Genomic DNA, 12,725 nt, shown 5'->3' with positions numbered 1-12,725 from the left:
CTGAAAGCTGCCCAGGGACGACGACGTTTATTTGCTGCCGCCACGTTATTAAGCATAGATTACCGGGTAAAGTTGGCGAATATTTATACTCAGCGGTGAGATTTAAGACAAATTAATTACGACGTAATCATTAATCAGCGCCAGCAAATAGTATAAAACAATCTAATGTATTAGTTCCCCGTCATGACACAAACCTCTTCGCCGGGTGCCTGAAACAGGCAAATCCCAGCAAAACTGTGATCCTCTTCTATACTTATTCCCTGACAATTCACTGAAGATAAAAAAGGAAGTTTGTTGTCAGTACGCTGACAAGCTTTCCGGTCCTTTAACAGGCTGGCCCGGCTTAAGCCGCCCGGCAAATGCCTTTAATTTTATCAAGGAGGGAGTCAATGGCCAAAATACTGGTGCTTTACTACTCGATGTATGGACACATTGAGACCATGGCAAATGCGGTTGCCGAAGGGGCAAAACGCGTCAGCGGTGCCGAAGTAACGATACGTCGCGTACCTGAAACGATGGATGACGAACACTTTGCTCAGGCTGGCGGCAAAACGCAGCAGTCTGCTGCTATTGCCACCCCCGATGAGCTTGTAAATTACGATGCCATTCTTTTCGGTACGCCGACGCGCTTCGGTAACATGACGGGACAGATGCGCACCTTTCTTGACAGAACGGGCGGCCTTTGGGCGTCGGGTGCTCTGCACGGCAAATTAGGCAGCGTCTTTGCGTCCACAGGTACCGGTGGTGGACAGGAACACACTATTTCGTCAACCTGGACTACCCTCGCTCATCACGGCATGGTTATCGTGCCAATTGGGTATGCGGCGAAGGAACTCTTTGATATTTCCCAGGTGCGTGGTGGTACCCCCTACGGCGCAACCACCCTTGCGGGCGGAGACGGCTCCCGCCAGCCCAGCGAGACCGAGCTGAATATAGCGCGTTTTCAGGGCGAATATGTCGCTGGACTGGCCGTTAAGCTGAACGGATAACACACTTCACAGGAGAGTAAACATGGCAACGCAACAATCTAAAGAACATCACGTTGGAGAATGGGCAAGCCTGCGCGCAACCTCTCCGGAGATTGCTGAAGCCATATTCGAAGTGGCTAACTACGACGAAAAGCTGGCCGAGGAGATTTGGGAGCAACAGGGGAGCGATGATGTTTTACTTCGCGCCTTTGAAAAAACCGATAAAGACGTCCTCACCTGGGACAACAAAACCGTCGAAAGAAAAAACGTATAACGTCATTAAATCATCCCGGGGCGGGTTTTTCCGCCCTTTTTGCTGCCTTAAAGCGGAATATTCCGACTTTTTTTGTCAACTGATAACGTTGTGAAATTAGTGTTCTTTCGACTACGCTTAATCCACATTTCAGGCCTGAGAGCCAGGCAGCTTATTCGTAAAGGAGCGCAATATGTCGTCTTATCAGACAATTAATCCCACCAGTAACGAACTTATTAAAACCTGGCCCGCCCACAGTGCCGATCAGGTCGAGCAGGCATTATCTACCGCCGACGATCTCTACCATTCCAGCTGGTCGAAAGGCCCGATCCAGCCGCGTCTTCAGGTGCTGAAGAAGCTTGCAGAACTGATTGAAGGCCGCGTCGAAGAGCTGGCCAAAGCGGCAAGCGTTGAGATGGGCAAACTCATTGGTCAGAGCCGCAGCGAAGTGCAGCTGTGCGCACAGATTGCCCGCTATTACGCTGAAAATGCTGAACGCTTTCTTGCGCCGGTGCGTTATCCCAGTGAATTGGGCGAAGCCTGGGTTGAAAATCACCCGATTGGCGTGCTGGTGGCCGTTGAACCGTGGAACTTCCCGTTTTATCAGCTGATGCGCGTGCTGGCCCCTAACCTGGCCGCAGGTAACCCCGTACTGCTTAAGCATGCTTCAAACGTGCCTCACTGTGCTTCTCTGTTTGAACAGCTGGTTAACGAAGCCGGCGCGCCTAAAGGCGTCTGGACAAATCTGTTTATCAGCAGCGATCAGGTTGCAGAGCTGATTGCCGATGACCGCGTGCAGGGTGCTGCGCTAACCGGTTCAGAACGTGCGGGCAGTGCCGTTGCCGAACAGGCAGGTAAATACCTGAAGAAAACCACCCTTGAGCTGGGCGGTAATGATGTCTTTGTGGTGCTTGATGACTGCGATCTTGATAAAGCAATTAAGGCGGGTGTCGGTGCGCGTCTGAATAACTGTGGTCAGGTATGTACTGCTGCGAAACGCTTTATCGTTCAGGAGAAGGTGGCTGACGCTTTCTTTGAAAAATTCACTCAGGCATTCCGTGACGTTAAAATCGGCGATCCGCTGGACGAAAGCACCACGCTTGGCCCTCTGTCTTCTTCTTCTGCGCGCGACACCCTGGTGAAACAGGTGAATGAAGCGGTAGCAAAAGGGGCCAAACTGCACGTGGGCGGTAAGGCAGTAGATGGCAAAGGCTGTTTCTTCGAGCCAACTATTCTCTCTGGCATTACGCGTGACAATCCTGCCTGGTTCGAAGAGTTCTTTGGCCCGGTGGCGCAGGTTTATGTCGTAAAAAATGATGAGGAAGTGGTGAAGCTGGCGAACGACTCACACTATGGCCTGGGCGGTGCAGTATTTACCCGTGATATCGAACGCGGTAAGAAACTGGCCTCGCAGATTGAAACCGGCATGGTGTATATCAACTCCGCTACTGATACCTCTGCTGAGCTTCCCTTTGGCGGCGTGAAGCGTTCTGGCTTTGGGCGTGAACTGTCCGATCTGGGCATCAAAGAGTTTGTGAATCAGAAGCTGGTTGTCGTCAGCGCTGACTGACCGTTAATGTCAGCGAGTCGAACAGGCATCCCGCCCCGCTGACAGACGACGGACAGACAGACTGACTGACTGACAGACAGACAGACAGACAGACAGAGAAAAGGCCGACATCGTCGGCCTTTTTTTTACGCCATTACCTGTGAATCAGGACGCTTTATCAGTCTGTGGCACTGGCTGCGCTGGCGTAACGGCATCTGATGGTGCCGCGTTATTTTTATCATCCGCCTTAGCTTTGTCATCAGTTTTGGCTTTCTGATCGGCACTGGCTTTATCATCAGCCTTGGCTTTCTGATCGGCACTGGCTTTGTCGTCAGCCTTGGCTTTCTGATCGGCACTGGCTTTATCATCAGCCTTGGCTTTCTGATCGGCACTGGCTTTCTCGTCAGCCTTGGCTTTCTGATCGGCACTGGCTTTGTCGTCAGCCTTAACCTTCTGATCGGCTTTTGCTTTCTCGTTGGCCTTCGCCTTATCAATCTTATCTGCGGCGCGCTTATCCTCAGCCGCTTTATCGGCGGCGGCGCGGTCAGACGTCACGTTGTCCTTACCAGCCTTGTCACCTGCTGCACCCTCTTTAGCTGCTTTTTCGCCAGCCGCTTTATTTGCTGCGGCCTTATCCGCTTCTGCTTTGTCTGCTGGGGTGGCGGGAGTGGCGGCCGACTGGGCGGCGCTGGCTGCCATTGGCGTTCCCTGAATGGCTTTATTCAGGACCTGAGTAAACTGATCCCATGGACAGAAGCCGTTAGCATCCGTCGTACAGCCGTTCATCTGCAACGTCACGCGCTGGGGTGGCGTATCCAGCGAGAGCGGGGTTGCATTACGCAACTGATCGCTGGTCTGGTAAACGTATTCCACCTTCACCAGTTCCTGATTGTTTTTCTTATCATGCCAGCGCTGGAACTGAATCATCCCACCAATCGGCGTGCGCTCATTTTGACCGGGCAGCGTATAGGGTTTGAAATCCAGGGCGGTCAGCAAAGACGCGATGTTGGAGTCATGTCCCACCAGCAGCGTGACCTTAGGCGCACTCGCCTTATCTTCATCCNCAGCGGCAGACCTTCGTAATATTGCAGGGTGAAAGCGTCGACCAGCGAGTTTCCGACTTTCAGCGGCCCGGAGACGCCCGGCTCTTTACCATTTTCTGCGGTAAATTTGTTCTGGTTGTCGCTTGCGAGGTCACACTGCTTTTTATCACGACAGGCTGGCGAATTTTTATAATCAATGATCTTTTCCAGACGCTGGAAGGCGGGCTTAAGCGCCAGCTTATCGCCTGCGCTATTCATCGCGGTCAGCGCCTGCTTATTAAAGGTATCACTGCCGTCGGTAATGATCGGGTTGAATACCGGATCCATTTCACCCATCGCATCCTGGTGAGTGACAGGAATATCGCAGCCAGGGAAGGCGCCAGTAGTGAAAAATTGTGCCGTCGCGACGGTACGCTGAAGGCTGTTGGCATAGGCGTAGATATCATCATTTGCCGGGCATTCGCCATCCTTCACCAGGCCCTGCTGCGCCAGCCATTCACGGGTGTAGCGCCCCATATACACTTCCAGCACGCCGCCCTTGGTGGTGAGCTGACCACCAGCAACGTCCCACTTTGGCCAGGCTTTTTTGGTTGCCTGCGCCAGTACGCTGCCGTTATCTGCCAGCGGCGCGCGAAGATTATGGCGGCTCATCATCAGGACTTGTTCAAGCTGGTAGTCACCGTCAGCTGCAAAGGCTGACACCCCGGTAAGTGCCGAGCAAACTGCTAACGCGCAGAGACTAAATTTTTTAATCATGTTTTTTCCATCAATTCAAGGGTGTTTAGCCCAGCCGTTTAAGGCGATGCGGTTGAAAACGCCAACAGCGCAGACGCCACTCGCAGTGGCACCCACCAGAACACAGGCAGGCATGGGCATTCGTTAACCGTGTTGAGTTTATAGCAGACTATCGCTTTTACGCTTAAGACGCATCAGGAGATTGAAAAGATACAAGATGTTTTAGGAATGCTCTAATCATTTCGGGAGGATAATGTACTGCAGAACGAAATGTGGGCTTCACCGGATGGCGCAGGGAGATAAAAGCAAAACGGGCCAGCTTACGCTGACCCGTCGAATTTGATGGCGGAGGAGGAGAGATTCGAACTCTCGAACGGTTTCCCGTCGCCGGTTTTCAAGACCGGTGCCTTCAGCCACTCGGCCACCCCTCCGCANGCGGAGGAGGAGAGATTCGAACTCTCGAACGGTTTCCCGTCGCCGGTTTTCAAGACCGGTGCCTTCAGCCACTCGGCCACCCCTCCGCACTTTATCCTTTACTCATTCGGTTTAAGAAAACGTCCTGAGCAACTGATGGGGCGCAGTATAGGGATTGTTACCGAGCTTGCCAAGCTTTTTTTTCGTATTTTGTTGAAATTATGCGCTTTTATGCAATTAATTTTAAAGTGAGGGGGAAAAGGGGTGCTGGAGTCTGGAGTCTGGAGTCTGGAGTCTGGAGTCTGGAGTCTGGAGTCTGGAGTCTGGAGTCTGGAGTCTGGAGTCTGGCATGAATAAGGTATGCGGTTATAAATGCAAAACGGGCCAGCTTTCGCTGACCCGTTAAATTTTATGGCGGAGGAGGAGAGATTCGAACTCTCGAACGGTTTCCCGTCGCCGGTTTTCAAGACCGGTGCCTTCAGCCACTCGGCCACCCCTCCGCNGCGGAGGAGGAGAGATTCGAACTCTCGAACGGTTTCCCGTCGCCGGTTTTCAAGACCGGTGCCTTCAGCCACTCGGCCACCCCTCCGCAATGAGGCGCACTATAAACATCCGCCCTGTCGATGTAAAGCAGGTTTTAATTCAGTTGCTTTAAAAACAGTCATTCGCTTTTCATTTGCCGCTAAAATCGCCAGGAAGCGCACTAAATCAGCAATTAATCGTGCCGGCGGCTCGCTTCCGCCCCTGTGACCCCTTCCTTATATCTGAAGGCCAGAGTGCAGATCTCTTTCCAGACATCATGTGGCGGTCAGCGGTCAGCGAAGCTAAACCCCTTTACATCGCGCCCCGGGCTTTATTTTTTACCCGGAAAATTTGCTACACTGGCCGCCGATAAACCAGAGAGAGGTTACAGGGTGTTTTTTGAAGGTAAAGAAATTGAGCGCGATGCGCAGGGGTATCTGAAATCGACGAGTGACTGGCATGAAGCGTTAGCGCCCCTGCTTGCCGCTGAAGAGGCGATTGTACTCACTGAGGCCCACTGGGAGGTTATTCGGCTGGTGCGCAGCTTCTATCTGGAGTTCAACACCTCCCCTGCCGTCCGTATGTTGGTGAAAGCGATGGCGAAAGAGCACGGTGAAGAAAAGGGCAACAGCCGTTATCTCTTCCGCCTTTTCCCTCAGGGTCCGGCAAAACAGGCCACTAAAATAGCGGGCCTGCCAAAACCCGCCAGATGCCTCTGATATCTACAGGCGTGCAATATTCACACCCTCGTCCGCAGGCGCGTAATGACTAATTTGTCGTAAAGCCGCCCGGTTCGTCGCCCGGCGGGCAGGGTTCAGCGAGCACCTTATCCACGCGTGCGCTGCGAGGGCCCCCTGCTCTTAACCAGGTCAACAACGCCTCAACCCGTTCCTCTTTTCCCCACGCAACCACCTCAACGCTGCCGTCATCCAGATTCTTTGCATATCCTTTCAGGCCAAGCGCCTTCGCTTCACGCTGGGTGCTGTATCGGAACCCTACCCCCTGTACCAGGCCATGAACCCAGGCTCGTGTACACACTATCGCCATATTCCCTCCCGTAAAGACGCAGATTGCATTTTCCCGGCTGGCACCGGACAATAAACGCTGTTTTTCTGACTGTAAGCATAGCAAATATGAGTGTTCGTTTAATTCTTGCCAAAGGGCGTGAAAAGTCACTGCTCCGTCGTCACCCCTGGGTTTTTTCCGGCGCGATAGCCAAAATGGAAGGAAAAGCCCAGTCGGGCGAAACCATCGATGTCTGCGACAGCCAGGGGAAATGGCTGGCCCGCGCGGCCTGGTCACCCTCGTCACAAATCCGCGCCCGCGTATGGACCTGGCAGCAGGACGAAGTCATTGATGTCGACTTTTTTGTCCGTCGCCTTAACGCCGCTCAGCAGCTGCGTGACTGGCTTGCTGCACGCGATAATCTGGACAGCTACCGTCTGATTGCGGGCGAGTCCGATGGTTTACCGGGTGTCACCATTGATCGTTTTGGCCACTTCCTGGTGCTTCAGCTGCTTTCAGCCGGGGCTGAATACCAGCGTGCTGCCCTGATTTCCGCGTTACAAATCTGCTACCCCAGCTGTGCTATCTACGATCGTTCCGACGTTAGCGTGCGTAAAAAAGAGGGCCTGCCTCTGACGCAGGGTACGGTGCTAGGCGACACGCCTCCCGACCTGCTGCCGATCACTGAACACGGTATGAAGCTGCTGGTTGATATCCAGACCGGCCATAAAACGGGCTACTATCTCGATCAGCGCGACAGCCGCCTCGCTACGCGTAGCTACGCAAAGGATCGACGCGTGCTCAACTGCTTCTCCTACACCGGAGGTTTCGCGGTTTCAGCGCTGATGGGAGGCTGTAAGCAGGTCATTAGCGTTGATACCTCACAGGGTGCGCTGGACGTGGCCCGTCAGAATATCGAACTCAACGGCCTTGACGTGTCAAAAGCCGAATTCCTGCGTGATGACGTTTTCAAGCTGCTCAGGCGCTATCGCGACGAGGGAGAGAAATTTGATCTTATCGTAATGGATCCCCCGAAATTTGTTGAAAACAAAAATCAGCTTGCGGGTGCCTGTCGGGGGTATAAGGATATCAATATGCTGGCCATGCAGCTGTTGAACCCCGGCGGCATGTTGCTCACCTTCTCCTGCTCGGGACTGATGCCGACTGATTTATTTCAGAAAATTATCGCCGATGCCGCGCTTGATGCGCAGCGTGACGTTCAGTTTATCGAACAGTTCCGTCAGGCCGCCGACCATCCGGTGATCGCCAGCTACCCGGAAGGAATGTATCTGAAGGGTTTTGCCTGCCACGTGCTGTGACTTGAAAACATCGCCCCTGCCCCCATGTTATTGACAGGGCATGTTTCTCAGGAGATTACGATGATTGCCAGCAAATTTGGACTGGGTCAGCAGGTGCGGCATCAGCTGCATGGATTCTTAGGCGTGGTAGTTGATGTCGACCCCGAATACTCTCTGGAGGATCAGGAGGTCGATGATACCACCACCAGCGGCTCGCTTCGGCATGCGCCCTGGTACCATGTCGTCATGGAAAATGAAGAGGGGGAAACGGTACACACCTATCTCGCTGAAGCGCAGCTCTCATGGGCGCTGCCCGGCGATCACCCCGAACAGCCCTCCATGGACGAGCTGGCCGCCTCTATACGCCAGCAGCTCCAGGCACCGCGCCTGAGAAATTAACTGTCGTGCAGGGAGAGTCACTCCCCTCAAAAGCCCGCGCTGCGGGCTTTTATTTTTTCCAGCCGGACGCGGCTCCTGTTACGCTTTTTCCAGGCCGAGGCGCGGTATTTCAATTTTAGGGCAGCGATCCATCACCACCTTCAGGCCAGCACTCTCTGCCAGCACCGCAGCCTGCTCGTTGATCACCCCGAGCTGGAGCCAGAGCGATTTCGCCCCAATGGCAATCGCCTCCTGGGCCACACCGTAAGCGGCTTCCGAATTGCGAAAAACATCCACCATGTCTACCGGTTCGGGAATATCTTCAAGCGATGCATAAGCCTTTTGGCCCAGCAGAACCTTCCCCTCAAGCTTCGGACTGACCGGGGTCACTTTATAGCCCTGAGATAACAGATAGGACATGACTCCATAGCTGGCTCGCGCGGGTTTATCACTCGCACCCACCAGCGCAATATGCTGCGTACCGCCTAAAATCTCCGCAATCATTTTATCCTGCATAGCATCCTCCTCATTATTCAATCCTCTTATTTTATGCCCTTCTGAGTACTTCGTTAATGACTGGGCCGGTTTATTGCGTACTGGCTGGACTAAACCGCACTAAGAGTATGTAAAAATGTTAATGCTGTGCCATAATGAAAGACTTTGATACATTCACTGTACTCGCATTCCCGCCGGCTGGAGAAAGAATGAAGCTGCGTCTGTCCCTGACAGGGCTACTGGCGATGCTGGTTGCGATAAGCACGCAGGCCACCACCCTGAAGCTTTCGCCTGATATCGATCTGTTGGTTCTTGATGGTCATAAAATATCGGGTTCGTTATTAAAAGGTGCCGAGGGCCTTGAACTGGAACGCGGTCAGCACCAGTTTTTGTTTCGAGTCGAAAAAAATCTGCAAAAAGGGCCACAGCAAAATGAGATGTGGCTCTCGGCCCCGATGATCGTCACCTTCAACACGGTGCATGCCCGTTCGGTCACTATCAAACTCCCCCTTCTGACCAGCCATCCTTTAAGGAAGGCTTTTGACAAAAATGCAGATTTTCAGCTGGTCGATGAAAAGGGGGTACTGATTGAGAGTCAGCGCGACCGCTTGAACACGGCGGGCAGTATGGATTTTGAACAGGCGATGGTTATCTACAATTTGAAAGGGAACGTCGCGTCGGTCGCGCGTTTTGCCCGTCAGCCAAAGCCGGGCGCAGCGGCTAGCGAAAGTCCGGACGATCTCGCCAGCAGTCAACATCCCGGTGGACGGCTGCTCTATCTCTGGTATCAGCAGGTTGACTCTGCTACGCGTCAGCGATTTATGGTCCTCATGCAGGCACTGCGTACCAGTTGATGTATGCTGCCCTGCCGCTTAAAATCGGCAGGTACAGGGTTATCTCCCTCACCTATTGTTGTGAAACCAGGAAACCGGCATGGAACAAACCACTCGCACTATTCAGGAAAAAAAACATATTGCGCTGGTCGCGCATGACCACTGTAAAACGTCGCTGATGGAGTGGGTCGGTATCCATAAAGAGATACTCAGCGCACACACGCTGTACGCTACCGGCACTACGGGTAACCTGGTGCAGCGCGCGACCGGACTTCCGGTAACGGCGATGCTTAGCGGGCCAATGGGCGGCGATCAACAGGTTGGCGCACTGATTGCAGAACTTAAAATCGACGTGCTTTTTTTCTTCTGGGATCCGTTAAACGCCGTCCCCCACGATCCAGATGTAAAAGCACTACTGCGCCTGGCGACCGTATGGAATATTCCGGTAGCAACGAATCGCGCGACGGCTGATTTCATTATCCATTCGCCACTTTTTACCCGGCCGGTCGAGATTATCATCCCCGACTACCAGCGCTATCTGCAGGAACGCCTGAACTGATTGTGTTGCAGCGGCCCACAGTGGCCGCTGCAACCGTTATGGCTTACGCAATACCGGCACGCCCAGCTCTCTGAACTCCTCCACAAAGACCGACGGATTTTCTTTTTCATACAGCAGCCAGACCTGCTGCCTCGCGCGGGTAAGGGCAACATAGGCCAGTCGCCGCTCTTCGGCATCCGGAAATGCCTCTGGCTGCGGTAGCAGCGCCTGTTCAATCACCGATTCTCTTGCCTCGGCGGGAAAGCCCTCTTTATCCGCCCGCAGGCCCAGTAAAATTACATAGTCTGCCTGCTGGCCTTTACTGGCATGGATGCTGGTGAAATCTATCTTCAGCTTCGGCCAGCGGGTTTTCGCCTTATCCAGCAGCTGCGGCCGCAGGTAGTGATAGCGGGCAAGGATCAAAATCCGCTCATCCGGCGCTGCATAGCCGCTCATTTTGTCCAGCAACGCCTCCAGCTGTCCTTCTGGCAGCAGTGAAACGGCGCGTTTGCCCCCCTTGCTCAGGCTGTTCAACGGTTTTTTAAGCTGATGGGGATTACGCTGAATAAAGCGGTTTGCAATATCACCAATGCGATCGTTAAAGCGGTAGGTCGTGTCCAGGAAGCAGCGATCGCCTTCACCAAAATGGTGATGGAACGCGGTGGTCAGCGTCATTTCTGCCCCACTGAACCGATATATCGCCTGCCAGTCATCGCCAACGGCAAAGAGCGAGGTTTGTTTGTTTTGCCTTCTCAGTGCGGCCAGCAGCGCAGCACGCTGCGGCGAGATATCCTGAAACTCATCAACCAGAATATGCTTCCAGGGGCTGATAAAACGGCCTTTATCCAGAATATTCACTGCCAGATGGATCAGGCCAGAGAAGTCTATTGCGCCCTCCTCTTTCAGCGCGCTTTTCCAGGCCTTAACCAGGGGGGCCATCAGTTTTACACGCTTAGAGAAAACGTCACGTATCGCCTCCGGTGCGGATGCAATCATCTCCGCCTGCGCCCCGCCGTGCATACGTATTAACCCCAGCCAACGTTCCAGCCGGCCCGCCAGCTTTTTAGCCAGGCGGTCATCCTGCCAGAATTCCCCTTCGCCAGGCGACCACGCCAGTTCATCCTGTAGCCACTGTCTCCAGCCGTTCGCGTGCGCTTTTTTCTCGCTGCACTGCTGACGCCAAACCGCAATCAGCAGCTTATGCCGCTCGGCACTGTCGGTCTCAAGCCTGCTTATCGTCGGAGATTTGTTACTTCCCTGGCTAATGATATTCAGTGCCAGGGAGTGAAAGGTACGGGCTTCTATGCCTTCCGCATCCAGCCGTTTTCGGATGCGATCGTTCATCTCACCAGCGGCCTGATGACCAAAGGCCAGTAGCAGGATTTGCTCTGGCGCGGCCTGTCGCCGCATTAACAGCCATCCTGCTCGCGCAACCAGTACCGAGGTTTTGCCGCTGCCTGCTCCCGCCAGTACCAGCAGTGAATCCTCACCGTTGACCACCGCCCTCGCCTGAGAAGCATTGAGCGGAGAGGTTTCAACCCTGTTAAAAAAGTCAGCATACTGCTCCAGCATTTTTTCTGTCCAGCTGGCATTGCGCTGCTGGCGCTGTGCATCGCCGCTTTCCAGCCAGCGCAAACAAAACAGGGCCGCATCCCGGCAGTTATCAAACTCTTCTAATCGCGCAACGGGTAGCGGTAAAGAGGAAAAGGCTTCTGTAATCACGCTGTGCCAGTCTGCCACATCACTGCGCTTCAGCCATTTGTCCTGCTGTTCAAAGGTGTGAAGTTTTTCGACCAGGCTCTCCAGTACGTCAGCAGCGACCAGGCTCATCTCGTCGCTCCAGAGCTGCCATGCGTGGCTGAGATGATGGTAAAAGCGCTGGGTTTCCTGCCATTCGGTGCCATGCAGCCGCACCACTTTGTCATCCGGCAGCGAGAACTCAAGCTCACCCCAGACCAGACCTCGCTTGCATTTGATGGCTAACAGTTGATTAAACGGAATAAGGTATTCATGCTTTTCGCCACTGACCTCGACGCCGGCGCGTAGCAGCCGCACCCGATTGTAGGGATGTTGCGCCAGATGTTTACCCAGCGACGTTGCTTTCAGTTCCATGACGAGACCCTGGCTACTGTTGAATTCTCCAGGCGGTAGTTTACCCGGCGGGGGTGTACCGCTCCAGAGTTAAAAAACGGTATAATCAGTCCATTAAGCTATGCGACTCGTATTTACCCTAAGGATTGTCCCCATGCGTACTGTTTTAAACATTCTTAACTTTGTTTTAGGTGGCTTTCTCACCACGCTCAGCTGGCTGCTGGCCACGGTATTGAGCGTGGTTTTTATCGTCACTCTGCCGTTAACCCGCTCCTGCTGGGAAATCACCCGACTTTCCCTTGTGCCTTTTGGCAATGAAGCGGTGCACGTTGACGAGCTGTATCCTGACCGGAAGAGCGCGGTGCTGAACTCGGGCGGAACACTGCTAAATGTACTGTGGTTTATTCTTTTCGGCTGGTGGCTATGCGTGATGCATGTTCTGACCGGCATTGCTCAGTGCATCACCCTGATTGGCATTCCTCTGGGCATAGCCAACTTTAAGATTGCTGCTATCGCGCTCTGGCCAGTGGGCCGCCGTGTGGTTCCGGTTGAAGTGGCTCAGGCTGCCCGTGAAGCCAATGCCCGCCGCCGTTTTAACTGACT

The 12,725-nt window shown here is 53.7% G+C and carries 11 protein-coding genes, 4 tRNA genes and 2 pseudogenes; 9 read left to right on the top strand and 8 right to left on the bottom strand.

Annotated elements, in window-relative coordinates; genetic code table 11:
- Positions 1–389: 389 nt before the first annotated feature.
- The 3 genes and pseudogenes from wrbA to A1830_RS05675 all read left to right on the top strand — a co-directional run.
- On the top strand, positions 390–989 hold the full coding sequence (gene wrbA / locus A1830_RS05685) for an NAD(P)H:quinone oxidoreductase (RefSeq protein WP_067703001.1): 600 nt from the start codon (positions 390–392) through the stop codon (positions 987–989).
- A gap of 22 nt (positions 990–1,011) precedes the next feature.
- Positions 1,012–1,242, top strand: a complete 231-nt coding sequence (locus tag A1830_RS05680) for a YccJ family protein (protein ID WP_067702997.1) — start codon at positions 1,012–1,014, stop codon at positions 1,240–1,242.
- A 169-nt stretch (positions 1,243–1,411) separates the two neighbouring features.
- A pseudogene (locus A1830_RS05675) lies at positions 1,412–2,791 on the top strand (NAD-dependent succinate-semialdehyde dehydrogenase); the annotation flags it as partial.
- A 144-nt stretch (positions 2,792–2,935) separates the two neighbouring features.
- On the opposite strand, the pseudogene agp reads toward A1830_RS05675, so the two are convergent.
- The 5 genes and pseudogenes from agp to A1830_RS05650 all read right to left on the bottom strand — a co-directional run bounded on the left by agp (position 2,936) and on the right by A1830_RS05650 (position 5,551).
- Positions 2,936–4,569, bottom strand: a pseudogene (agp, locus tag A1830_RS05670) (bifunctional glucose-1-phosphatase/inositol phosphatase).
- Positions 4,570–4,891: 322 nt separating this feature from the next.
- A tRNA-Ser gene (locus A1830_RS05665) sits at positions 4,892–4,979 on the bottom strand.
- A gap of 5 nt (positions 4,980–4,984) precedes the next feature.
- Positions 4,985–5,069: transfer RNA gene (locus tag A1830_RS05660), tRNA-Ser, on the bottom strand.
- Between the two features lie 305 nt (positions 5,070–5,374).
- Positions 5,375–5,462, bottom strand: a tRNA-Ser gene (locus A1830_RS05655).
- 4 nt (positions 5,463–5,466) lie between these two features.
- Positions 5,467–5,551, bottom strand: a tRNA-Ser gene (locus tag A1830_RS05650).
- Positions 5,552–5,876: 325 nt separating this feature from the next.
- Here A1830_RS05650 and A1830_RS05645 point away from each other — a divergent pair.
- A complete protein-coding gene (locus A1830_RS05645; protein WP_067702992.1) occupies positions 5,877–6,203 on the top strand; it encodes a TusE/DsrC/DsvC family sulfur relay protein in 327 nt (108 codons plus the stop codon).
- Between the two features lie 49 nt (positions 6,204–6,252).
- Here A1830_RS05645 and yccX read toward each other — a convergent pair whose 3' ends face one another.
- A complete protein-coding gene (gene yccX, locus A1830_RS05640; RefSeq protein ID WP_067702989.1) occupies positions 6,253–6,531 on the bottom strand; it encodes an acylphosphatase in 279 nt (92 codons plus the stop codon).
- 86 nt (positions 6,532–6,617) lie between these two features.
- On the opposite strand from yccX, the gene rlmI reads away from it, so the two are divergent.
- Both rlmI and hspQ read left to right on the top strand, forming a co-directional pair.
- Positions 6,618–7,808 (top strand): 23S rRNA (cytosine(1962)-C(5))-methyltransferase RlmI, encoded by a 1,191-nt coding sequence (gene rlmI / locus A1830_RS05635; RefSeq protein ID WP_067702985.1) that lies wholly within the window; start codon positions 6,618–6,620, stop codon positions 7,806–7,808.
- 60 nt (positions 7,809–7,868) lie between these two features.
- Positions 7,869–8,186, top strand: coding sequence for a heat shock protein HspQ (gene hspQ / locus A1830_RS05630; protein ID WP_067702981.1), 318 nt, complete (start codon positions 7,869–7,871; stop codon positions 8,184–8,186).
- Between the two features lie 78 nt (positions 8,187–8,264).
- Here hspQ and A1830_RS05625 read toward each other — a convergent pair whose 3' ends face one another.
- The gene (locus tag A1830_RS05625) at positions 8,265–8,681 is read right to left on the bottom strand and encodes a CoA-binding protein (RefSeq protein WP_067702979.1); all 417 of its coding nucleotides are present in this window, start codon (positions 8,679–8,681) and stop codon (positions 8,265–8,267) included.
- Positions 8,682–8,869: 188 nt separating this feature from the next.
- Between A1830_RS05625 and A1830_RS05620 the strand changes: the two genes are divergently transcribed.
- Positions 8,870–9,514 (top strand): YccT family protein, encoded by a 645-nt coding sequence (locus tag A1830_RS05620; RefSeq protein WP_067702976.1) that lies wholly within the window; start codon positions 8,870–8,872, stop codon positions 9,512–9,514.
- Between the two features lie 79 nt (positions 9,515–9,593).
- Complete coding sequence (locus tag A1830_RS05615; RefSeq protein WP_067702973.1) at positions 9,594–10,052, top strand: methylglyoxal synthase; 459 nt, start codon at positions 9,594–9,596, stop codon at positions 10,050–10,052.
- Positions 10,053–10,088: 36 nt separating this feature from the next.
- Here A1830_RS05615 and helD read toward each other — a convergent pair whose 3' ends face one another.
- The gene (gene helD / locus A1830_RS05610) at positions 10,089–12,143 is read right to left on the bottom strand and encodes a DNA helicase IV (protein ID WP_067702971.1); all 2,055 of its coding nucleotides are present in this window, start codon (positions 12,141–12,143) and stop codon (positions 10,089–10,091) included.
- Between the two features lie 133 nt (positions 12,144–12,276).
- Here helD and A1830_RS05605 point away from each other — a divergent pair, with 133 nt between their 5' ends.
- Positions 12,277–12,723 carry a YccF domain-containing protein gene (locus A1830_RS05605; RefSeq protein ID WP_067702959.1) on the top strand — a complete coding sequence of 149 codons (447 nt, stop codon included), beginning with the start codon at positions 12,277–12,279 and terminating at the stop codon, positions 12,721–12,723.
- The last annotated feature ends 2 nt before the right edge of the window (positions 12,724–12,725 follow it).

This window comes from Erwinia sp. ErVv1 (assembly GCF_900068895.1).
GTDB lineage: Bacteria > Pseudomonadota > Gammaproteobacteria > Enterobacterales > Enterobacteriaceae > Erwinia.
Note: the sequence above shows the minus strand (reverse complement) of the source record. Positions and strands in the feature narration are given on the sequence as shown.

What these genes read in the sequence shown, in the direction of transcription:
- wrbA (WP_067703001.1), top strand. Translation starts at nt 390, where the DNA reads ATGGCCAAAATACTGGTGCTTTACTACTCGATGTATGGACACATTGAG.
- A1830_RS05680 (WP_067702997.1), top strand. Translation starts at nt 1,012, where the DNA reads ATGGCAACGCAACAATCTAAAGAACATCACGTTGGAGAATGGGCAAGC.
- yccX (WP_067702989.1), bottom strand. Translation starts at nt 6,531, where the DNA reads ATGGCGATAGTGTGTACACGAGCCTGGGTTCATGGCCTGGTACAGGGG.
- rlmI (WP_067702985.1), top strand. Translation starts at nt 6,618, where the DNA reads ATGAGTGTTCGTTTAATTCTTGCCAAAGGGCGTGAAAAGTCACTGCTC.
- hspQ (WP_067702981.1), top strand. Translation starts at nt 7,869, where the DNA reads ATGATTGCCAGCAAATTTGGACTGGGTCAGCAGGTGCGGCATCAGCTG.
- A1830_RS05625 (WP_067702979.1), bottom strand. Translation starts at nt 8,681, where the DNA reads ATGCAGGATAAAATGATTGCGGAGATTTTAGGCGGTACGCAGCATATT.
- A1830_RS05620 (WP_067702976.1), top strand. Translation starts at nt 8,870, where the DNA reads ATGAAGCTGCGTCTGTCCCTGACAGGGCTACTGGCGATGCTGGTTGCG.
- A1830_RS05615 (WP_067702973.1), top strand. Translation starts at nt 9,594, where the DNA reads ATGGAACAAACCACTCGCACTATTCAGGAAAAAAAACATATTGCGCTG.
- helD (WP_067702971.1), bottom strand. Translation starts at nt 12,143, where the DNA reads ATGGAACTGAAAGCAACGTCGCTGGGTAAACATCTGGCGCAACATCCC.
- A1830_RS05605 (WP_067702959.1), top strand. Translation starts at nt 12,277, where the DNA reads ATGCGTACTGTTTTAAACATTCTTAACTTTGTTTTAGGTGGCTTTCTC.